The organism is Nostoc sp. (assembly GCF_036917355.1).
GTDB lineage: Bacteria > Cyanobacteriota > Cyanobacteriia > Cyanobacteriales > Nostocaceae > Nostoc.
Map to the genome: position 1 here is coordinate 41683 of NZ_JBALDP010000010.1, position 21698 is coordinate 63380.

The window sequence follows — 21698 nt, forward strand, 5'->3', positions numbered from 1 at the left end:
ATAGCTATAGGCATTATGATCGATTCCAAGTTCTGCGTCGGCAGGCTAATCGATCGCAATGTTTTTTATGAATTTAGTCTGGCAACGATTTACTCTATCAACTTTACCGCTCAAAGAATATCTTGCTACCAGTTATGTACACCGCTCTCTGGTGGGACTGCTAAGTTCTTGGCGGCAAACTAGCGTCTTGCTTCAATGGGGAGATGCGATCGCAGCGGCTTTACTCAGCTTAATATATGCTTTAGCACCTTTTGCTTCGAGCACGTTGGTGGGTTTTTTGCTGGTGGCTTGTGTCGGATTTTGGCTGTTGTTGACTTTATCTGATGAAGTAACATCAACAAATGTCTCATCAGTCACTCCCATTCACTTGCTGGTATTGCTCTACTGGGGAGTTGCCGCAGTCGCAACAGCATTATCACCAGTGAAAAAGGCGGCACTTAACGACTTGGGAACTTTGACCTTGTATTTGCTACTATTTACCCTTTGTGCCAGGGTATTAAGGTCGCCTCGCCTCCGTTCTTGGATTATCATCCTTTATCTGCACGTATCGTTAATTGTTAGTGTATATGGGTTACGGCAATGGTTTTTTGGAGCCACAGCACTGGCAACTTGGGTTGATCCAGAATCTCCTATGTCTAAGACTACAAGAGTCTACAGTTATTTAGGCAATCCCAACTTATTGGCTGGATATCTCTTACCAGCAGTAATTTTTAGCTTGGTGGCAATTTTTGCATGGCAAAGCTGGCCTAAAAAAGCTCTTGCATTAACGATGCTAATTGTCAATAGTTCCTGCCTGATTCTGACTTTTAGTCGTGGCGGTTGGATTGGACTAGTGGTGGCAGTGTTAGCTGCGATGGCATTGCTAGTTTATTGGAAAAGCGTGGAAATGCCTCGTTTTTGGCGTACTTGGTCAATACCGATTGTTTTAGGAGGTTTGATCGGCGTATTGGTGCTAGCAGTGATATTTGTAGAGCCAGTGCGGCTGCGAGTGTTTAGTATTTTTGCCGACCGTAAGGATAGCAGTAACAATTTTCGCCGAAATGTGTGGGATGCTGTATTTGAAATGATTCGCGATCGCCCGATTTTCGGCATTGGGCCTGGTCACAACTCTTTTAATAAAGTTTATCCCCTCTACCAACGCCCTCGTTACACTGCTTTGAGCGCCTATTCGATATTGTTTGAAGTGACTGTAGAAACTGGCTTTGTTGGTTTAGCCTGCTTTCTCTGGCTACTAATTGTCACATTTAATACGGCACTTTTGCAAGTGCGACGATTGCGACAAATTAGAAGTGTAGAGGGATTTTGGTTAATCGGAGCGATCGCTATTTTGTTGGGTATGCTAGCTCACGGTACCGTAGATACTGTCTGGTATCGTCCTGAAGTCAATACCCTCTGGTGGCTGATCGTTGCCTTAATTGCCAGCTACTGGACGCCTTTAGCTCAAAACCATACAAATTCAACTGACTCAGAACCAGCAGTAAATTAACATAAATAAGTTGTCAGTTGTTTTTTTACCGGACAACTGACAACTTTTGAATTTTCTAATCTCTGTAGGTAGTAGCACTTGGGGCATTAGGGTCGCGATAAGCTACAGGTTCGCGATCGTTCTTTTTACCAGCCAACCCGCCTAGGCCGAATAAACCAAGCAATCCTAGCCAACCCCAATCAAAATCATTGCGATCGTCAGTGGTGGTTGTTGGAGCAGTAGTAGTGGCTCCAGTGTCATTAGTTGTCTGAGCTTGTGCAGATAGAGTTAAAGGTAAAATTCCCATACTCAAGGTGAGAACGCCAGCGCCAACAGCGGTAATGAAATTACTTTTCATAAGTTGTAAAAGTTCCTGATGCTATCCGAAGTCACTCACCACTGTATCGGTTCTCAACCTTAACAAAATCAATCTGCGGCTATAAACTAAACATTTTCATAACTCACGCTGTAGACATACAACATAGCTTTCACAGCAATACGTTTCTCACTCTTGCTGTGGTAGTTTAGCAACACTGAATCCTCAATAACTTTTCATTGCCCGTTGAATGTCACGCTGGTCTTGGCGTCGTTTCAGGTCTTCTCGTTTATCGTGGAGCTTTTTACCTTTGCCAAGAGCTATACTGACTTTTAGCCAGCCTCGTTTGAGATACATTTTCAAAGGGATTAAAGTTAAACCCTGCTGTTCGACTTTGCCAATTAACTTACGGAGTTCTTGACGATGCAATAGAAGCTTGCGTGTACGCCGTGGTTCATGATTAAAATATTGTCCACTAGCGTTGTAAGGCGAGATATGCACATTGATCAACCATGCTTCACCATTGCGAAGCAAAGCATAGCCATCTTGGAGATTGACTTTCCCCGCACGAATCGACTTCACCTCTGTTCCTGTCAACTCAATTCCAGCTTCGTAAGTTTCTAGAATTTCATACAAATAACGGGCTTGACGGTTGTCGCAAATGACTTTGTAACCTTCGTTCTTGTCGCTCATTGATAATTTTGTGTGCTTTAAATGTACCTAAAAAATTATTTGGATTGGCTTGTGAATTATACGGTGTATCTTAGAACCGCTATAAATGGTGAACTGTATATCACTAATTTAGCTTTTCTAAGTTCACAATTAAGGTTTTCTGGCAACTTTAAGTTAGCTGATACCGATTACCTCTGAGGTTCCATAGAACAAGTTGCTTAAGCAACTTGTCTCACCAAGCCTGATTTTGTGCAGTTTCACAAATAGGACTTACACATCAAGTAGAGGCAATACCCTGTGGGAAGCCGCTTGTACGAAAGCCTCCGCTTAACTTGCTTCTTTGCGTTTAGATGAATTGCCTTCACTCCCTTTTTGCATAAATCCTGACAAATAATTGGTATGACGCTAATGAACATTTACTCTCCTTGATTGATGAGTTGTTACAAATTACAAAGCTCTCTATACCTCCTAAGCACAGGGAGTCTAAGGTGGTTACACTTCGTTAACCTTCCTAATGATTTAAGATTTCCTTTATAAATAAACCCTGAGAGCAGTCATTAGCTGGTAATCCTGTCATAGTATGAAACATAAGAACACTATTATTGCCTGTGTTCATTAACGGAGTACGTAAAAGCAAATTTCTGAGTAAAAAAATGCTAGGGGTGTATTATCCATGCCCTTGACGATCCTTGTAGTGGATGATGATTTGGGCACTCGTCTGTCTGTTAGCGACTATCTTGAACTGTCTGGCTACTCAGTGATCGTGGCTAATGACGGTCAAGAGGCTTTGTTTATGGTGGATGAGTATCATCCTGATTTGATTGTCACGGATATTGTTATGCCACGGATGAATGGCTATGAACTGGTGCGCCGAGTGCGTCAACAACCAGTGTTTCGTTTATTGCCTGTAATTTTATTAACGGCACGCATTAAGACCCAAGAAAGAATTCTGGGCTACCAGTCAGGGTGCGATTTATATTTACCCAAGCCTTTTGAACTGGAAGAGTTAGCAGCAGCAATCCGCAATCTTTTGGAGCGATCGCAAATTATCCAATCAGAGTATCGTTTTTCTCATAAGGACAGTTTGGGCATCTCCGGCTTGACAAAAGCGAGGGATGCCCATAATTCTCTGTCCACTCAAATTCAGAAATCCCATCTGCACTCAGCCCTAACTCACAGAGAACAGGAAGTCTTAGAGTTATTGACTCATGGTCTTTCTAATGCCGAAATGGGTCATCAGCTACACCTGAGTCCTCGAACTGTGGAAAAGTACGTTAGCAGTTTATTGAGAAAAACCTCAACCAGCAACCGCGCGGAATTAGTCCGTTATGCGATGAAGCATGGTTTAGTGGAATAAAAGTTAGGAGTTAAAAGTGAGGAGTGAGGAATTACTCCTCACTCCTAACTCATAACTCTTCACTTTTAACTTTTGTCAGCAGACCTTCACAAGCATCGATCAGTAAATCAATAACCTGATTAAATCCCTCTTGACCACCATAATAGGGATCTGGAACTTCCTTTAGAGTGTGTCGAGAGCAAAACTCGCACATCAAACGCACTTTATGCTGATATTGCTTAGTTCGATCGAGAGTGATGATGTTCTCATAATTTTCTCGATCCATAGCCAAAATCAAATCAAAGTCTTGAAAGTCTGACTTTTCAAACTGGCGTGCTCGACCACGCAGTTTAATTCCCAACTTAGTAGCAGCCGCAGCACTCATGCGTTTGTCAGGGGGGCTACCAACGTGATAGCTAGATGTACCAGCAGAGTCACAGAGGATATGTTCGCTCAAGCCAGCCTGCTCAATTAGATGATTCATGATATTTTCTGCCGATGGCGATCGGCAGATGTTACCTAAGCAGACAAACAGCAACTTATAAGGCATAGATATACTTTGTCAATAGTCAATAGTCATTTGTCCTTTGTCCTTTGTCTTTTGACTAATGACCAATGACTAATGACTAATGACCAATGACTAAAATCCAGGTAACTCCAACCCACTGGTTAATTCTTCCATGCGTTCCCGCATTGTTGCTGTGGACTTGTTGTAGGCTTCTTTCATTGCCACTGTTACGAGATCGGAAAGTACTTCTGCACCTTCTGCTAAAGCATCTGGAGAAATTTCCACTCGCTTGGGTTCTTGGTTCCCACTGACAATTACCTTCACCAGACCACCGCCAGATTCTCCTTGAATCTCCATTTGCTCCAATTCTTCTTGGAGTCGCTTTGCGCCTTCTTGAACTTGCTGTGCTTTCTTAAAAGCTTCGGCTAATTCTTTCATTTTTCCTAAGCCAAAGCCGAATCCTTGTCCTTTTCCTGTCATAATTATTTGTACGCGTGTGCGTTGAATAACAAATCAAATTCAATTATAGATGCGGTAAGTAATTTGACTCTTTTTTTACCAATAATTAATGCGTTATAGGTTGGGAGTAGGGAGTAAAGTATAGGACATTGGTTATTAATTCTTCAACCTCATCTCCCAATTCCCCATTCCCCATTCCCCATTCTTTATCCACAAGCACCTTGAAACTCTCCAAGCATTTTGACTTCTGGCTCTAGATTAATAGACCAACGTTCTTGTACTTGATGTTGGATGTGGCGAATGAGACAGAAGATATCACTAGCTTTTGCTCCACCACGATTAACGATAAAATTAGCATGGAGTAGTGCTACTTGTGCTCCACCAATTTGGTAGCCTTTCAGACCAGTTTGTTCAATTAACCAGCCAGCACTGTAAGGTTTAGGATTGCGAAACACACTGCCACAACTGGGGAAGTTGTATGGTTGAGTGCTTAACCGATGCTTTTTGTGTTCTTTGGTAATTGCCACAACTTTTGCTGGGTCTGCACCTGGCGCGAGTTGTAAGGTTGCTTGGGTGACTATGCGATCGCCACCTTGCAATAATGAAGTCCGGTAGCTATAACCTAACTGATCGGGGGTAAGAGTTTCTAGCGTCCCATCAGGTGAAAGTACCTGGGCACTAACTAACATATCTGCGATACAGCTATTATGTGCCCCTGCATTCATCACCACTGCACCTCCGGCTGTTCCGGGGATACCAACAGCCCACTCCAATCCTTGCCACCCTAATTCTGCTGCCGCCCATGCCAAGCTGGGAATTGATTCTCCAGCAGCAACGGTTAATTGACCGGTTTGGGGGTCAAAGTGGTTGAAGCGGAGATGACGAGTAGCAATGACTAAGCCTGATATACCACCATCGCTCACTAGCAAGTTAGAACCTGCTCCCAGTGTTGTCACCTTTAAATTACGTTCTTTTGCGTATTTAAGACTTGCTTGCAGTGCTTCTAAGTTTCGGGGGGCAACATATAAATCAGCTGCTCCCCCAACTCTATAAGAAGTAAACGCTGACAAAGAAGCCTGGGGCTTGATTGCACAATCAGTACTGGGTAAGTAAATTACTTCGCTCTCCACCGAATTAGCTGTTTGCTGTTTCTTTGTATTCAAAGCAGAAACTGTGCAGACGTTTCCAGCTGCCTGGGAAATGGTCATCTTTACTTTGTTTTGGTAAAATTTTTACATTAATTTACCGCAAAGATACGGTAATAGAATTCACAGATGAAACCGTTGCTAGAGGGGTGCTTTGCTTGGAAATAAAACTTCACAAAGTCTCCACTTAGGATGTGGCTTGAGCCGGCTCACAAAGTGTCGTAATTATTTCAGGAATCACCTGGTTCAAATTTCCAGCCCCTAAAAACAGTGCCAAGTCTCCTGGGCGTAGTGTTTCTAGCAAGTACTCATACACTGTGGCTAAAGTTGGTTGATAAACTACCTGCGAATGCTGTTTAGCAATTTCCGCCGTTAGACGTTCACCACTAATTTGCCCTAAATTAGGTTCGCCTGCACTGTAAATATCAGTCAACACAACTAAATCAGCATGAGTAAATGACTCGGCAAATTCATTTAAAAAGGTCAGTGTACGACTATAGCGATGGGGTTGGAAGATGGCAACCACTCTTTGCCCTGGTCTTGCCTGTAAACGTGCTGCGGCGAGAGTAACGCGAATCTCGCTAGGATGATGAGCATAGTCATCAATGAAGGTAATGCCATTGACTTCGCCTCGGAACTCAAAGCGTCGTCTTGCTCCTTCAAAGGTGGCGATACCTTTGGCAATTGCTCCAAATTCTAAGCCCAAAGCACGACCAACAGCTACTGCGGCTAAGGCATTGCTGAGATTGTGCCGACTGAGCAACCGCAATGTCAACACGCCCAAAGCTTTGCCTTTTTCCCAAACCAAAGCCGTGGTACCATCAGCACGATAATCAATATTGGTGACGGTGTAATCAGCGTCGGTATCTGAGTGTAAGCTGTAGGTAATTGTGGGTTGCAAGCGATCGCGCACTGTCGCACAGTCAATGCTACCTATTAAAGTTTTACAACCCTTAGCAAATGTCTGGAAGGTGTCAATGACTTCTTCTAATGTATCGTAGTGGTCAGGATGATCGAGTTCAATATTGGTGATGATGCCAATTTCAGGAGCGTGTTTTACTAAAGAACCATCTGATTCGTCTGCTTCGGCTACTAAATATTGGCTTTGTCCCAATCGAGCATTACCTTCCCAAGCATTGACTTCGCCACCGACTAAAATCGTTGGGTCTAGGCCTGCTTCCAGAAGCATATAGCCAATCATACTACTGGTTGTAGTTTTGCCGTGTGTCCCTGCTACTGCAATACTGTAGTAATCGGCAATTAAAGCTGCTAGTACATCTGAACGATGTAAAACTGGACAACCTAATTCCAGCGCTGCTTTGTATTCTAAATTATTAGTGTTAATTGCTGTTGAACAAATGACTTGAGGCAATTTTGACTTAGTATCAGTAGGTAATTGTTCTGGTGAATTTAATACTACTGGATTAGCTAATACCTGAGGTTGAAAGAATTCGAGATTGCTTGCCTCTTGTTTACCAAAAATATGAGCACCGATAGATTCCAACTTGTGCGTAATGTGGTTAGGACGAAGATCCGAACCTGATACTGGAAATTGACGCTTTGCAAGAACGTATGCCAGAGCAGACATACCTATGCCACCGATGCCAATGAAATGAAATGGTCTACCACTAAAATCTACAGAATTAGTCATTTATTACTCCTTTTACACCACACCACACCATAATCACAAATGACACGCGTATCATAACAGGAATTTGATTTTTACCGTAACTACTCCTGTATCATGTTCATGTTTGATGCCCAAAAGATGTTTCTGCTCTGGCTTTCCTGGTTGAGAATGATTTTACCTTGGTTGGAGGTTTTTGCTATTTCTGAACTGTTGTTAAGATTATTCTGAAAATTTTGGCTGCATCGGGAAAGAAATTCTTGTAATGTCAAATACATATTTTTGGCTACCTTACTGGAATTGGCTACATAATACATTGTTTAGTGAAACTAATTTGAAATTGCATCAAGTTTAGGCGTGAATTGAGTACAATAGTACATTGGTAATGAAACTATTTTTCAATTGCATATAAACCAGGCTTATCTGGATGCAGGAACTAGCAATTTTTGGTGGCACATTCGATCCAATTCATTGGGGACACCTGCTCGTAGCCGAGACAGCTTTGCATCAAGTATCCCTTGAAAAAGTAATTTGGGTGCCATCCCTAAATCCTCCTCACAAAGAAGCAGCTTTGTTTGAGCATCGCGTGCAAATGCTGCAATTAGCTATAAAAGATAACCCAGCGTTTACTGTCTCACTAGTGGAGACTAATCGCTCTGGGACTTCTTATGCCATTAACACCCTGATTGACTTATCTGCTTGTTACCCAAATACTCACTGGTACTGGATTGTGGGCTTGGATACTTTCCAAACCTTACCCAGTTGGTACCGAGGACACGAATTAGCACAAATGTGTGATTGGTTAATCGCACCCCGACAGCTAGGTGGTGAGACTATAACTCAAACCAAATTAATCTGCAAGCAAGTGGAGCAACAACTCAAGGAGCAGTCTTTGCTCATTCACTGGCAACTCTTGAATATACCTTTAGTAGGAGTTTCGTCAAGTCTAATTCGCAAATTTTGCCGCGAAGGCCAGTCAATTCGTTATTTAGTCCCGGAATTGGTCAGATCATATATCACTAACAACAATCTCTACTCTTACAAATCTGAATAAATTATGTGTTTTTTTATTGATCTAACACTTTATGGTTAAAAGTGCCCCCCCCCTTTGCGATATGATTGGGGTCAACGATATCAACATATAAGCATAAATACAGAGGGCAAGACACTGTGATTAGAGTTGCAATCAACGGTTTCGGGCGGATTGGACGTAACTTTGCGCGTTGCTGGGTGGGTAGAGAGAATAGTCGGATCGATCTTGTCGCTATTAATGACACTTCAGACCCTAGAACCAATGCTCACTTGCTGAAATATGACTCCATGCTAGGGAAGATCAAGGGTGCTGAGATTAGTGCCGATGATAACTCTATCATCGTTAACGGTAAGACAATTAAGTGCGTGTCCGATCGCAATCCCGAAAACTTGCCCTGGAAAGATTGGGGAATTGACCTAATTATCGAAGCAACCGGGGTATTTACTAGCAAAGAAGGAGCGCTCAAGCACGTAAATGCTGGAGCCAAGAAAGTTCTGATTACCGCTCCTGGTAAAAACGAGGATGGTACTTTTGTGGTTGGTGTGAATCATCATGACTATGACCACAACAAACACAACATTATCAGTAACGCTAGCTGTACTACCAACTGCTTGGCACCAATCGCCAAGGTGTTGAACGATAAGTTTGGCATCATCAAAGGTACGATGACCACCACCCACAGCTATACAGGCGATCAGCGCTTGCTAGACGCTTCTCACCGGGATTTGCGACGGGCGAGGGCAGCAGCGATAAACATTGTACCCACTTCTACTGGTGCAGCAAAAGCAGTGGCGCTGGTTATCCCAGACCTCAAAGGCAAACTAAATGGCGTTGCCTTACGCGTACCAACCCCGAACGTCTCAATGGTAGATTTCGTAGTTCAGGTTGAGAAGCGTACTATTACTGAAGAAGTTAACCAAGCTCTCAAAGATGCTGCCGAAGGCCCACTTAAAGGCATTTTGGACTACAGCCAACTAGAACTGGTATCTTCCGATTATCAAGGTAGTGATGCTTCTTCGATTGTTGATGCTAGCTTGACTTTGGTTATGGGCAATGACTTAGTAAAAGTTATGGCGTGGTATGACAACGAGTGGGGTTATAGCCAACGAGTCTTGGATTTGGCAGAGTTGGTAGCTGAGAAGTGGCAATAATTAATTGGTCATTAGTCATTAGTCATTGGTCATTAGAAAAAGGACAAATGACAAAGGACAAAGGACAAACCACAAACCACTATTGACTAAAATGTTGAAATCCCTGGCTAAGATTCAGAACTTGGTCAGGGAATTTTTTTTGCTCGTCGTGCAATATTACTGTCGATCCGGCTGTAATCCTGCCTGCGATCGCAGCACCTTCTCCAAGATGTTGCACTAAGGCTGATGCTAGTTCTTGTGGTAAACACAGCACTAATTCAAAGTCTTCGCCACCATATAGAGCATATTTTAGTGCTTGGTTTGGTGCCAGCCAACGATCAAAAGTTGTTGGCAAGGAAATTCGTCCGCGTTCTAAGACAGCGCCAACGCCACTGGCGCGGCAAATTTGGATCATCGCATCTGCCAAACCATCGCTGCTATCCATACCAGCAATGGGCATGGGGCATTGGGATGCTAAAATTTTCCAGAGGATTGGTAAGACATCTAATCGTGGCTGTGGGCGTTGGTGTGCGCGGATTAGAGCCGTCTTTTCTTTGTTGTTGAGGTTTTGTCCTAATTCGGGATGCAAGAGCAGTTCTAAGCCAGCGTGGGAGGCTCCATGAACGCCTGTAACGACGATCGCATCCCCCACGACAGCAGCAGAACGGCGAATAATTTGACTAGGGTTAACTTGACCAAAAGCGGTGATTGCCAGAGTAGTAACAGGCGATCGCACCACATCACCACCAACAATTTGGGTATTGTATTTTTGCAGGCATTCTGTCATTCCCTGGTACAAACGTTCTATCCAACTCACCCTAAGTTCACCAGGTAGTCCTAACCCGACAGTGATTCCTAATGGAGAAGCACCCATTGCTGCTAAATCTGATAAATTTGCAGCAGCAGCTCGCCAACCAGCATCTTCTGGGGAAGTGGTGATGTTGCTAAAATGCACGCCATCAACTAGTACATCTGTAGTTACCACTAAAGATTGCCCTGGTGCAGTCTCAAGTACTGCTGCATCATCGCCGATAATTTCTGGTGGGCAGAAGCGCTGTAATCTTTCTAAAAGACCTTGTTCGCCAATGTCTTTTACTTGTTGAGAAGATAAATCACTGTTCACAATCGGTTTTCCGTGTTGCAAAATTACGAAGAAAACTGATGATTTACTTTACTGTTTAAGATAAGGGTATTGTCTAGGAGTCAGTTGGAATGGTAACAACACCAGTAACCAGCATCACATTTGAGGAGTACTTAACCTATGATGATGGTAGCGATTTTCATTATGAACTGGTGGATGGCAAGCTAGAGCTAATGAACCCACCAAGTATTGAACATTTTCTGATTGTCGATTTTTTGGATACTGCACTGAAAGCAGAAATCAAAGGTTGTAACTCTACTTGGCTGTGTTTTCGGGAAAGTGGGGTGAGAACGGGTAGAAATAAATCTAGGTTGACTGATCTGTGTGTGGTGACACTTGAGCAAGCCAGAGAATTGTTAAATGCCTCAGCAGTATTTGAGTCACCCCCGTTACTAATTATCGAGGTAGTCAGTCCAGAATCGGTGAAACGGGATTATCGCCATAAGCGATCTGAATATGCGGCCTTAGAAGTTCCTGAATATTGGATTGTAGACCCACTACAAGCAAAAATTTCAGTGTTACTACTGGAAGATGGATTTTACGAAGAAACAGTTTTTACAGCCAACCAGCAAATTCTATCACGGACTTTTCCCGAATTAGGAATCGCAGTTGATCGGATATTCACCGCCGGAAATCTGAATCAGGAGAGACGCGATTAATCGCGTCTGTACAAGAATTATTCTTCTCCTGCCCCCTGTGTCTTTTTATGCAGCTTGCGGCTGAACCAGATTTTCTATTCCTTGAACCACAGTTGCTGATTCAATTTTGTCACCAGCCTTCAGTTTATCCAAAACTTCTTTACCTTCGGTGAGATAGCCAAAAACGGCATAACGACCATCCAATAGATTGCGTCCGGCGGGGGTTAGTTCTGGTTCAAACAAAAAGAAGAAAAATTGTGATGAACCACCATTTACTTCACTTTCAGGACGAGCCATGACTACTGCACCAAAGGCAGAAAAAGGTAGAACTGGCATATCAACGTAACGACCAGCTTCTTCTAGAGTAATGCCATAAGTAGGTGCTTTATCACCTTTAACTAAGACTTCTAAGGGAATAGCGCGATATTTGCCAGTTTTTGGGTCAATGAAGCCCACATCTTTCCCAGCAGGATCTCCAGTTTGGAGAAAGTAAGACTCTTCAGAACGGGTAAATTCTAAACCATTATAAAAACCCCTCTGTACCAAATCTACAAAATTCCCAGCAGTCACAGGAGCGCTGTAACCATCTACGACAAGGGTCAAATCGCCTTTGTTGGTTTTAATTTCTACAGTGGCACGACCTTTAAGTTGTGGCAGATTACTGTACTCAGCAGGCACTTCAAAGGGAAATTGTTTCACCATCGACTCTTCTAGCTGAGTAACGAGATTTAGCAGTTTACCTCTCTCTTGCAGTATTTGTTCTTTATCTTTGCTGTTCGCCAATTCTTGTAATTTACCCACCCCGGATTTCAACTCGGTAATCCAAGCTTCGGCTTGGGGTTGGCGTTCTGCGGGAACGCTTGTTAAGATTTGGGAAGGTTTATCGAGAATGCGGGATGCTTGGCTAATGTCTTTGGAAATAGCACCCCAACGTCGATTCGCCCGCAGTTGGGCAGAGATGTCCTCTAAACTGCCTTGTAGTTGCCGCACAGGTTTGTTATCTATCGGGAGTGCATACCGCAACAAAGCCTTTCCGTCGGTAATTGCATTGCCGGCTGGCAGTGCGGCGCTACTGGAGGGAGTCCACCCAGCTGTAGTTATGCCTAAAAATATTGTTACCAGCAGTATTGCCATTAGGCTGTTCTTCAGCCAGGATTTTAATAAGTTAAGCATGGGATAACTCAAATGCAGCAGTGAATTGTTGACTGGACGTAACCCATAAATAATCTTCCCACGTTAGGTGATGAGTGGAGCAGAGGTCTAGGGCAGAGGAAAAATGACTAATGACAATGACACTAAACTAATGACAAATGCCCAATGACGACCCTAGAAGGGTACAATAAATGCCGATTGTCTTCCAAAATTTGAAAGTTTCATGATCTCCAGTAACGACTTTCGACCCGGTGTTTCAATTGTATTGGATGGGTCTGTATGGCGAGTGCTTGAATTCCTACACGTCAAGCCAGGTAAAGGTTCTGCTTTTGTACGAACTAAGCTAAAAAATGTCCAGAGTGGGAGCGTTATGGAAAAAACGTTCCGCGCAGGGGAAACAGTGCCGCAAGCCACTCTAGAAAAAAGCACGATGCAGCATACCTATAAAGAAGGCGATGAGTTTGTCTTTATGGATATGGAAACCTACGAAGAAGGCAGATTGACTCGCGAGCAAATTGGCGATCGCGTCAAGTACCTGAAGGAAGGTATGGAAGCTGAAGTTATTAAGTGGGGCGAACAGGTACTGGGAGTAGAATTGCCTAAGTCTGTGGTTCTGGAAATTGTCCAAACAGATCCGGGTTTAAAAGGTGACACTGCCACAGGTGGCTCAAAACCAGCAACTTTAGAAACTGGTGCAGTTGTGATGGTTCCTTTGTTTATTTCTCAAGGAGAACGCATCAAAGTTGATACCCAGGAAGATAAATATATCAGCAGGGAATAACTTTCATCTCTACGGAGATGTTTGCTCTCGATTTAAATCCCTACATAGGGATTAATTCCCTGCCACACTTAAAATGCTAATTTACGGATAGGTCGAGGTAATAAAAACTGTGCCATTGGACTTTAATGAAATCCGCCAACTTCTGGCAACTATCGCACAAACAGATATTGCAGAAGTCATACTCAAAAGCGATGACTTTGAGCTAACAGTCCGTAAGGCTGTGAGCGTTAGCAATCAGATGTTGTCGTTAGGTCAAGGGACTTTAGGCGGTGTGGTAGGTTCAGGCTTGACATCAAGTTCATCTGGGGTAAACCAGATGAGCGGAAGTCAGGTAACGGAGGTGTCCACATCTCGTGTATTTGAGAATACTGGAACTAGCACACAAATGCAGTTATCAGTAAATCCTCCCTCAACCATTGACCAGAGATTAGTAGAAGTGCCTTCCCCAATGGTAGGAACCTTTTATCGCGCTCCTGCGCCTGGGGAAGCGGCATTTGTGGAAGTGGGCGATCGCGTCCGCAAGGGTCAAACAGTCTGTATCATTGAAGCCATGAAGCTGATGAATGAAATCGAAGCCGAAGTCTCTGGACAGGTGATGGAAATTCTCCTCCAAAATGGCGACGCTGTAGAATATGGTCAACCTTTGATGCGAATTAACCCTGATTAAGTATTAATGTATATATGATGTGAGTCATTGTTAAAACTTTCAGTCCTTGCGGGTCAACCCTGATGAAACAAACGTTGCCTTTACCACCAGAAGTGGTGCAACAAGTAGCTGAATACTTCAGCCTGTTAAGTGAGCCAATGCGCCTACGGCTGCTACACTTGTTACGGGATGAAGAAAAATGCGTGCAAGAGTTGGTAGAGGCAACACAGACTTCTCAGGCAAATGTGTCAAAACACCTGAAGGTAATGTGGCAAGCAGGTATCCTTAGCCGCCGCAGTGAAGGAACTTGCGCCTATTACCGGGTGGAAGATCAAATGATTTTTGAATTGTGTAATCGGGTTTGCGATCGCCTCGCCACAAGGTTGGAGCAGCAAGCCCGTAATTTTCGCGTATTAAATAGCAAACGTTAGGTTATTTATCCTTTGTCATTTGTCCTTCGTCATTTGTCCTTTGTGAAAAATTAATTACCAACGACCAATGACTAATGACTAATGATTAATGACTAAAGCGGATAATCTTTCTGAAATTGTTCGCGAGTTAGCGGTTGTTGTAACTCTACACCCTCACCGCCTAAAACATCCAACGGTTTGCCGTTCACGTCAATGTATACTTTGGCTTTGGGATTTAAAGTTGTTGCAGTGTAAACAACTTGTCCAACGCGGCCCATCATTGAAGTGCTACCACCACCACTGGTAAAATCTTCAGATAAATTAACGTGAACTTCATCTTTTTCCGCCTTCAGCCCCAACAGTTTGGTTCCTTTGGGGATGGTTGTAGAATCTGTTCCTTCTGTTGGGCCTGCTAACAAACTTTGGAAAGCTGCTTCTAAAGCCTGGTTGGGTAGTACAGAGGCTACTTTAACAGGCTGGGGAACCAAAGCAACATTTTTGTCTTTTGGTCTTAACCAATAAACGTTGGGGGTTTGCTCATTAGCTGGCTGCCTAGTTGATGGCTGTGCTGGCTGTTCAATGCGGCCAGAGGGGTTTGACGGTGTAGGAGGATTGTTGGATTGTGTGGTAAACCAAGCTACACCGCCACCCACCGCTACAACCACTGCTGAGACGGCTGCAATTACGCCTGAAGAAATACGATTAGATCCTTGTTGGTCTTTCATGTTCAAAACCTTCCTAACTGAGGGCTGATATGGTAGTTATGTGAGGAGCAGCCTGGTTAACGACGATACTTGTAACTGAAGAGTTTCTCACAATCTGGAAGAGACTTTGATGCCTTTTAATTTTGCAAGTCCCTCTTTCAATTTTAGAATTTTTATTTCTAATCCGTCACCTACCAAATTATGTAAATTTTAGGGAGTGGGGAATCTGATTTTTTACAGTAGTATTTGAAAAACCTCTCTCAAAATCTCTCTCCTTATAGGAGAGAGATTTTGAATTTTCCGCCTTACCATTGTGGAAAGAGAGTTAGGTTTTTTGTGGGACTTTCTAGATGAGGTGAAAAGTTAAGTTGGATGGAAAATTTTCTACTCCCTACTTCCCTCTCCCCTCTATTGCTTCCTTAATCCACTGTTTAAGTGTAGTTGTCACTTCATCAATGACTATTTCTTGAGATTTACGGGTGGCTCTTTCTACAACTTCAACTTTGCCGTTAGCGATCGCGCGTCCGGTTACAATTCTATAAGGTATGCCAATCAAGTCAGCATCTTTAAATTTGACTCCTGCCCGTTCGTCGCGGTCATCTAGTAGGGTTTCAATTCCCGCTTGATTGAGTTCTGTGTAAAGTTTTTGGGCGATTTCGATTTGTTGAGCATCCTTAATGTTAGGAATTGTGACGATCGCGTGGTAGGGTGCGATCGCAACTGGCCAAATAATCCCATCTTTATCGTAAGATTGCTCTACGGCAGCTTGGGCTAACCGGGACACGCCTACGCCAAAACAACCCATAAATAGCGGCTTTTCTTCACCCTGTTCATTGGTATAAGTTGCACCCATCGCTTGGGAATATTTAGTGCCTAATTGGAAGATGTGACCAGCTTCAATTCCACGGGCGCTTTGTAAGGTTTTTTCCGGGTTATGGATGGCGCGATCGCCTGGTCTTGACTTACGAATATCTACTACTCGTTCTGGTAAATTAAATTGCTCGCCCCAATTAGCACCAACTACGTGATAGCCTGCTTCATTTGCGCCTGTAACAAAGTTTTTTAAATCAACGGCTGTTCGATCCACCAAGCGCAAAAACTTGGGATGGATCTGTTTATTAGCAGTAATATACTCATCTGCAATATCTGGTGCAATGTAGCCTAAAGGCAGAGATTTAGTTGTCCATGCTTGCTGGGCTTCTACATTTGGTACATTCAAACTAATAATAGTTTTAGCGCCATATTCAGAAGCTAATTTAGTCAGTTCATTTTGCAATTTGACTTCATTAACTTCCTGATCGCCTCGAATGCTTACCAAAACTAACACTGTTGCGCCATTATCATAAACTGTCTGATAAAGGACATTTTTCACCAATTGAGTCGAAGAACAGTTGAGGAGTTGACACACCTTTTCAATCGTTTCTGTTCCAGGTGTATCCCGTTTTTCGTAGGTTGTAAACCGTGAGGTTTCAGCGTCAATTGGTAAAGAAACAGCCTTTTCTACGTTAGCGGCGTATTTGCCATCCTCAGTGTAGAGAACTTCATCTTCACCAGCTTCCGCCAAAATCATAAATTCTGTAGAACCAGAACCACCAATTGCACCAGAATCGGCTTCCACTGCCCGAAAAGCTAAACCAGAACGTCGCAGGATATTGCTGTAGGCTTTATACATATCCTGGTAAGTTTCTTTGAGGCTGGCTTCATCGGTATGGAAGGAATAGGCGTCCTTCATGATAAACTCACGTCCGCGCATTAAACCAAAGCGGGGACGAATTTCATCGCGGAATTTGGTTTGAATTTGGTAGAGATTTAGTGGTAGCTGGCGATAAGAGCGAATCATATCACGAGCGATCGCTGTAATGACTTCTTCATGAGTTGGGCCTAATCCTAATTGTTGCTCCCGGCGGTCAATTAGGGAAAACATGATCCCCTCAGCTTTGGTGTAAGTGTCCCAGCGTCCCGATTCCTTCCATAAATCAGCCGGTTGTAATTGTGGTAGGAGACATTCTTGTGCGCCTGTAGCGTTCATTTCTTCCCGCACAATCTGAGAAACTTTTTGCAGTACCCGCCACATCAGAGGTAAATAAGCATAAATACCGCTACCGATGCGACGGATGTAGCCTGCACGGAGTAATAATTTATGACTGGGAATCTCAGCATCAGCCGGATCGTCCCGCAGTGTAACAAATAACATTTGTGAAAGTCGCATCGTTTAATCCCTTTCCAGAATCTCTAATTTGTTTATAAACCACCTGGCGATTAGAAATCGCGGCTACACAAATTCTTGTCCGCCTGAGCGAACCAAGAAGGCATCCTAGTTTAAACCTGCGTGGTGTGCGATGGCTTTGCCCGCCGCAGGCATCGGCATCTTACAGCCCTTAAGATATGGCATGATATAATCTTTGCAACTATTTAATCTAGGTCTAGGTTATGAGTCTTTTGACATTAAAACTAGACACCGTTCACCTGAGTGACGAACAATTTTATCATTTATGTCAAAATAACCGCGAATTGAAATTTGAACGCACTGCCAAGGGAGAATTAATCATCATGTCCCCCGTTGGAGGTGAAAGCGGCAATCGAGAAGCAGATTTAATTATTGATTTGGGAATCTGGAATCGGCAAACTGGCCTCGGTTATACTTTCAGTTCTTCTACTATATTCAAATTACCTAATGGTGCTGACCGTTCCCCAGATGCCGCCTGGATTCAAAGAGAACGTTGGCAACAACTTACACCTGAGCAAAAACGTAAATTTCCCCCCATTGCACCCGATTTTGTTATTGAATTAAGGTCAGCAACAGATGATTTGGAAATGTTGCGTTCCAAAATGCAAGAATATATGGATGCAGGGGTGCAGTTAGCATGGTTAATTAACCCCCAACAGCAGCAAGTGGAAATTTATCGCCAAAAACAAGATGTAGAAGTGCGAAATCTACCCACACAATTATCGGGTGAAGATGTATTGCCAGGATTTAGCTTGAGTCTTTCTTGTTATTAAGATTTGCAAGTGCTGCTAAATCTCCACTATCTGCCAACACTTTTCATTGCAGCAGAAAATACTTTATAAGTCTGCGTAAGTACGCTTCATTAAAATAATCTGCGTAGACTAAGAAGGTATCCTAGTTTTCTAACCTGATTAATATGTCAAGCACAGCGCAAGAGGCGGGTTTTACCTCGACTTCATTACTCAGGGCATATTACAGCCGTTAGGATATCTTAAAAGAAATAACCATCAGGCGACTAAAATCTGGGAATCTTTAGGAGAAACTACTTTGGCAAATGTAATTTATCAAGCACAAGCACCCTTAGAATTTATTCCCCCCGCATTTAACCCTTTGTTGTTACGAGTTGTCCATCTGTTGCTACCCAGTTGGATAAAATGGCAAACACCTATTACCCAAATTGAAGCAGACAACGTAGAGGTTCTGGTGGATCTCTATCGTCAGTTTCAGGAGGGTAAAATCCGTTTTATGCTGGCATTTCGCCATCCGAAAACAGACGATCCGTTTTGTTTGGGTTACTTGCTATCTCAACTCGTACCAAAGACAGCGCGATCGCAAGGTACAACACTACAACATCCCATTCACGCTCATTTTATCTACGATCGCGGCATTCCTCTCTGGGCAGGTTCCCATGTTGGCTGGATTGCTTCTCATTTAGGTGGTACTCCGATTCAGCGAGGTAAAGCTGACTGGACGGGGTTACGTTCGGCGCGTGACTTGTTCGCCAATGGGAAATTCCCGATGGCGGCTGCGCCAGAGGGTGCAACCAATGGCTTATCGGAGAATATTAGCCCCCTAGAACCTGGTATCGCCCAATTAGGCTTTTGGTGTGCTGAAGATTTGCAAAAAGCTGGACGCGACCAACAGGTTCTAATTGTACCAGTTGGGATTAAATATAGTTACGTTGATGCTCCTTGGGATGCGATCGCTAATCTTTTAAGTGAATTGGAAGCGGCTAGTGGTTTACCTGTGAATGCAGCAGAAAATGCTTCTATAGAGTCGCTTTATCCCCGATTGTTGGCTTTGGCAGAACATTTACTTTTGCTTATGGAGGAATTTTACACCCGGTTTTATCATCAGAAACTGCCAGATCCCAAGATTGTCAACGGGCAAATTCCCGATATAAATGAAGCATTAGCAGTTCGTTTACAAGCTTTATTAAATGCAGCGTTGTTAATCTCAGAACAGTATTTTAATTTGCAGTCAAAAGGTAGTTTGAGTGACCGTTGTCGACGAGTAGAACAAGCAGGTTGGAATTATATATTTAGAGAAGAATTTAAGGATGTAAAAGGAGTATCTGCTGTTGAAAGAGCTTTAGGCGATCGCGTTGCTGAAGAAGCGAATGCCCGAATGTGGCACATGCGTTTAGTAGAAAGTTTCGTGGCAGTTTCTGGCAATTATATTCGGGAAAATCCCACAGTAGAAAGGTTTGCTGAAACGACTTTAATTTTATGGCAAATGATTGCTAAAATCAAAGGAAATAAATCTGCACAGCGTCCTCAATTGGATAAGCAAAAAGTAAAAATTACTATTGGTGAACCCATATCAATTTCTGAGCGTTACCCAGCCTATAAGGAAAATCGCTTAGGTGCTAGACAAGCTGTTGCTGATGTGACGAACGATTTGCAACACGCGTTGGAAGGATTGATCTGATTGGATGGGGAGGATCTTTCTCTCCCTCACCATTGTAGTATATAAAATATCTTTAATTGTTAATTGCCATGTTACTAGGTAGTTCTTTATAATCTATCAATCTGAAACATTGCTACTAAAAATTTATACAACTTAATTGACCACCATTGGATCTTATAAGGTAAAAGTCCGAATAAAATCGGCAGTCGAGGAAATTGCTATGCTTTCTCCACCTAAAAAAAATGATATGCCTACTAATTGGACTTTTAAATGGTTGAATTTGTGGCAAAATACCGATTTTGAATGTCAAAACATTGTCAAACTTGTTTATAAGGGTAAAGTCTGGGGATTAGTGCGATATGGTCTTTATCCTTATCCAGGTTCTCCAAAATTTTTAGACATAGAACAGATAGAAGCTCACCCTACAAGTCGAGGAGAGGGAGCTGAACGATTCATGGAACCAATCGGCAAATGGTTAATTTGGTATGCAACCAAGGTTGGATTGGAGTTGTGTCAAACAGAAACAGATGAACCGCTAGTTATCCTGGTTGCTCTAGATACGGCTGTGTCCTATTATAATAATAAGGTGCAGATGGAATATCTGGGGCCTGTGACAATCGCTCCAGGAGAAGATGGATATGCTTTCAGATTCTTGCGGAAAGCAGCCGCATCCTTCTGTAATCAACAAGAAAGCTTAAGAGGAGTGCCAAATTTATATGGCCAGTAATACAATAAAAGCCGGGTCAAAACTTGTTATGACTCACACCCAAAGGCAAGCTTTCCTGAAAACGTCTCCTTTGGGACAACTATTCGGAGTAGCACATTTGCTACCTGAAGTCGAAGATTCAAAAAGCCACAACCATGCTTTAAGTAATCAACCAAAATTGGTAGATGTAGATATATTGTCCTCTAGCAAACATAAGTTTCAGTATGAGATGTTAGAGCCTTACAGAAAAAGTCGTGGTAAATGCTTCAGAACTGTATCTTGGATGCATCTCTATCACTCAAACCTTGAAAAAACTTCATCTCAAAGAAAAACAATGCTAACAGTGTAAGTAGTAGTAAGTAAAACAGTTAAGATAAATCTAGAAACTAAATAATGTAAAGGTAAAAGACGCGATTAATCGCGTCTTTTATCACTTTGACCACAACAATAGCTCAAGCATAAATTAATTAAAAGTTTTACAATTGCAGAGGTTAATTATGGAAACTACAACTAAAAGACAATATCTGTTAAAAGCAATCAATCAAAGGCTAGAACAGGCTTATGAAGATACTTTAGAAGATGTTCTAGAATTGTTAGATATTAGGAAAGCAGAAGACGAAGAAGATATTAAAGCCTTTGAAGAAGCTGAAAATGAACCTACTATTACTTGGGAACAGTACAAGCAAGAATTAGAATCGTGACTTATCAAATAGAAATTTCTAAGAAGGCTGCGAAACAATTAAAAAAATTATCTGCTGATATTAGAGATAGAGTTAATGAGAAAATTTTAGAACTAGCTGACAATCCCCGTCCTAGCGGCGTTGTCAAGCTAGAAAACACCGACAATAAATATCGTATTCGTGTTGGCAATTATAGGATTTTGTATGAGATTCAAGATGATGTGCTGATAGTTAAAGTTGTCAGAATAGGGCATCGAAGAGATGTTTATCGAGATGAGTAGATTGTCAAGAGAATACTAAGTCGTCAATCTGCTTTTACAGCGATTTTAAAAGTAAAATAACATTCCATCAAGTTCATTCTCCTCAAAGAAGCCGAGTTCAGCTAGACGGTGATATTCAGCGATAGTAAAGCGTTTATCCCTCTTCTGTCACTCTCCGGGATGAGCAAGTAGTAACTAAGTGAAATTATCCAGAAGCATAACAGGGTTTAAATTGATTCATTGCACTAATTAA

The 21698-nt window shown here is 42.6% G+C and carries 24 protein-coding genes; 14 read left to right on the plus strand and 10 right to left on the minus strand.

Annotation, left to right across the window (positions count from 1 at the left end; all coding sequences use genetic code 11):
* The first annotated feature begins 67 nt into the window (after positions 1-67).
* A complete protein-coding gene (locus V7K53_RS02985; protein ID WP_335196187.1) occupies positions 68-1486 on the plus strand; it encodes an IctB family putative bicarbonate transporter in 1419 nt (472 codons plus the stop codon).
* A 55-nt stretch (positions 1487-1541) separates the two neighbouring features.
* Here the strand turns inward: V7K53_RS02985 and V7K53_RS02990 are convergent, their stop codons facing one another.
* Both V7K53_RS02990 and smpB read right to left on the minus strand, forming a co-directional pair.
* A complete protein-coding gene (locus V7K53_RS02990; protein ID WP_194040235.1) occupies positions 1542-1823 on the minus strand; it encodes a WGxxGxxG family protein in 282 nt (93 codons plus the stop codon).
* A gap of 183 nt (positions 1824-2006) precedes the next feature.
* A complete protein-coding gene (gene smpB / locus V7K53_RS02995; RefSeq protein WP_094349892.1) occupies positions 2007-2474 on the minus strand; it encodes an SsrA-binding protein SmpB in 468 nt (155 codons plus the stop codon).
* Positions 2475-3126: 652 nt separating this feature from the next.
* Between smpB and V7K53_RS03000 the strand changes: the two genes are divergently transcribed.
* Positions 3127-3810 (plus strand): response regulator transcription factor, encoded by a 684-nt coding sequence (locus V7K53_RS03000; RefSeq protein ID WP_335196168.1) that lies wholly within the window; start codon positions 3127-3129, stop codon positions 3808-3810.
* 49 nt (positions 3811-3859) lie between these two features.
* Here V7K53_RS03000 and V7K53_RS03005 read toward each other — a convergent pair whose 3' ends face one another.
* The 4 genes from V7K53_RS03005 to murC all read right to left on the minus strand — a co-directional run bounded on the left by V7K53_RS03005 (position 3860) and on the right by murC (position 7552).
* Positions 3860-4339: a low molecular weight protein-tyrosine-phosphatase gene (locus tag V7K53_RS03005; protein WP_335196169.1), complete on the minus strand. Its 480-nt coding sequence runs from the start codon at positions 4337-4339 to the stop codon at positions 3860-3862.
* 90 nt (positions 4340-4429) lie between these two features.
* A complete protein-coding gene (locus tag V7K53_RS03010) occupies positions 4430-4777 on the minus strand; it encodes a YbaB/EbfC family nucleoid-associated protein (RefSeq protein WP_099100025.1) in 348 nt (115 codons plus the stop codon).
* Between the two features lie 185 nt (positions 4778-4962).
* Entirely contained in the window at positions 4963-5964 is a 1002-nt protein-coding gene (murB, locus tag V7K53_RS03015) for a UDP-N-acetylmuramate dehydrogenase (RefSeq protein WP_335196170.1), read from the minus strand.
* Positions 5965-6088: 124 nt separating this feature from the next.
* Positions 6089-7552 carry a UDP-N-acetylmuramate--L-alanine ligase gene (gene murC / locus V7K53_RS03020; RefSeq protein WP_335196171.1) on the minus strand — a complete coding sequence of 488 codons (1464 nt, stop codon included), beginning with the start codon at positions 7550-7552 and terminating at the stop codon, positions 6089-6091.
* Positions 7553-7955: 403 nt separating this feature from the next.
* Between murC and nadD the strand changes: the two genes are divergently transcribed.
* Both nadD and V7K53_RS03030 read left to right on the plus strand, forming a co-directional pair.
* Positions 7956-8582 carry a nicotinate (nicotinamide) nucleotide adenylyltransferase gene (nadD, locus tag V7K53_RS03025; RefSeq protein WP_335196172.1) on the plus strand — a complete coding sequence of 209 codons (627 nt, stop codon included), beginning with the start codon at positions 7956-7958 and terminating at the stop codon, positions 8580-8582.
* 116 nt (positions 8583-8698) lie between these two features.
* A complete protein-coding gene (locus V7K53_RS03030; RefSeq protein ID WP_335196173.1) occupies positions 8699-9712 on the plus strand; it encodes a type I glyceraldehyde-3-phosphate dehydrogenase in 1014 nt (337 codons plus the stop codon).
* Positions 9713-9791: 79 nt separating this feature from the next.
* Here the strand turns inward: V7K53_RS03030 and thiL are convergent, their stop codons facing one another.
* Positions 9792-10814, minus strand: a complete 1023-nt coding sequence (thiL, locus tag V7K53_RS03035; protein WP_335196174.1) for a thiamine-phosphate kinase — start codon at positions 10812-10814, stop codon at positions 9792-9794.
* 89 nt (positions 10815-10903) lie between these two features.
* On the opposite strand from thiL, the gene V7K53_RS03040 reads away from it, so the two are divergent.
* Entirely contained in the window at positions 10904-11491 is a 588-nt protein-coding gene (locus V7K53_RS03040; RefSeq protein WP_335196175.1) for a Uma2 family endonuclease, read from the plus strand.
* Between the two features lie 45 nt (positions 11492-11536).
* Here the strand turns inward: V7K53_RS03040 and V7K53_RS03045 are convergent, their stop codons facing one another.
* Entirely contained in the window at positions 11537-12643 is a 1107-nt protein-coding gene (locus V7K53_RS03045; RefSeq protein ID WP_335196176.1) for a peptidylprolyl isomerase, read from the minus strand.
* 202 nt (positions 12644-12845) lie between these two features.
* On the opposite strand from V7K53_RS03045, the gene efp reads away from it, so the two are divergent.
* From efp to V7K53_RS03060, 3 genes are all read left to right on the plus strand, one after another.
* Positions 12846-13403 (plus strand): elongation factor P, encoded by a 558-nt coding sequence (gene efp, locus V7K53_RS03050; RefSeq protein WP_194042039.1) that lies wholly within the window; start codon positions 12846-12848, stop codon positions 13401-13403.
* 109 nt (positions 13404-13512) lie between these two features.
* Entirely contained in the window at positions 13513-14070 is a 558-nt protein-coding gene (gene accB, locus V7K53_RS03055) for an acetyl-CoA carboxylase biotin carboxyl carrier protein (protein ID WP_335191802.1), read from the plus strand.
* 62 nt (positions 14071-14132) lie between these two features.
* A complete protein-coding gene (locus tag V7K53_RS03060; protein WP_094349905.1) occupies positions 14133-14480 on the plus strand; it encodes an ArsR/SmtB family transcription factor in 348 nt (115 codons plus the stop codon).
* A gap of 92 nt (positions 14481-14572) precedes the next feature.
* Here the strand turns inward: V7K53_RS03060 and V7K53_RS03065 are convergent, their stop codons facing one another.
* Positions 14573-15184, minus strand: a complete 612-nt coding sequence (locus V7K53_RS03065) for a GerMN domain-containing protein (RefSeq protein ID WP_335196177.1) — start codon at positions 15182-15184, stop codon at positions 14573-14575.
* 370 nt (positions 15185-15554) lie between these two features.
* Complete coding sequence (locus tag V7K53_RS03070) at positions 15555-17372, minus strand: proline--tRNA ligase (RefSeq protein WP_335196178.1); 1818 nt, start codon at positions 17370-17372, stop codon at positions 15555-15557.
* A gap of 221 nt (positions 17373-17593) precedes the next feature.
* Here V7K53_RS03070 and V7K53_RS03075 point away from each other — a divergent pair, with 221 nt between their 5' ends.
* The 6 genes from V7K53_RS03075 (at position 17594) to V7K53_RS03100 (ending at position 21466) form a co-directional block, all read left to right on the plus strand.
* The gene (locus V7K53_RS03075) at positions 17594-18163 is read left to right on the plus strand and encodes a Uma2 family endonuclease (RefSeq protein ID WP_335196179.1); all 570 of its coding nucleotides are present in this window, start codon (positions 17594-17596) and stop codon (positions 18161-18163) included.
* 274 nt (positions 18164-18437) lie between these two features.
* Entirely contained in the window at positions 18438-19820 is a 1383-nt protein-coding gene (locus tag V7K53_RS03080) for a 1-acyl-sn-glycerol-3-phosphate acyltransferase (protein ID WP_335196180.1), read from the plus strand.
* Between the two features lie 199 nt (positions 19821-20019).
* Positions 20020-20526 (plus strand): hypothetical protein, encoded by a 507-nt coding sequence (locus V7K53_RS03085; RefSeq protein WP_335196181.1) that lies wholly within the window; start codon positions 20020-20022, stop codon positions 20524-20526.
* 28 nt (positions 20527-20554) lie between these two features.
* Positions 20555-20854: a protochlorophyllide oxidoreductase gene (locus V7K53_RS03090; protein ID WP_335196182.1), complete on the plus strand. Its 300-nt coding sequence runs from the start codon at positions 20555-20557 to the stop codon at positions 20852-20854.
* A gap of 148 nt (positions 20855-21002) precedes the next feature.
* Positions 21003-21206 (plus strand): hypothetical protein, encoded by a 204-nt coding sequence (locus V7K53_RS03095; protein WP_335196183.1) that lies wholly within the window; start codon positions 21003-21005, stop codon positions 21204-21206.
* A complete protein-coding gene (locus V7K53_RS03100; protein WP_335196184.1) occupies positions 21203-21466 on the plus strand; it encodes a type II toxin-antitoxin system RelE family toxin in 264 nt (87 codons plus the stop codon). Before V7K53_RS03095 ends, V7K53_RS03100 begins: the two co-directional genes overlap by 4 nt.
* Positions 21467-21698: the final 232 nt, after the last annotated feature.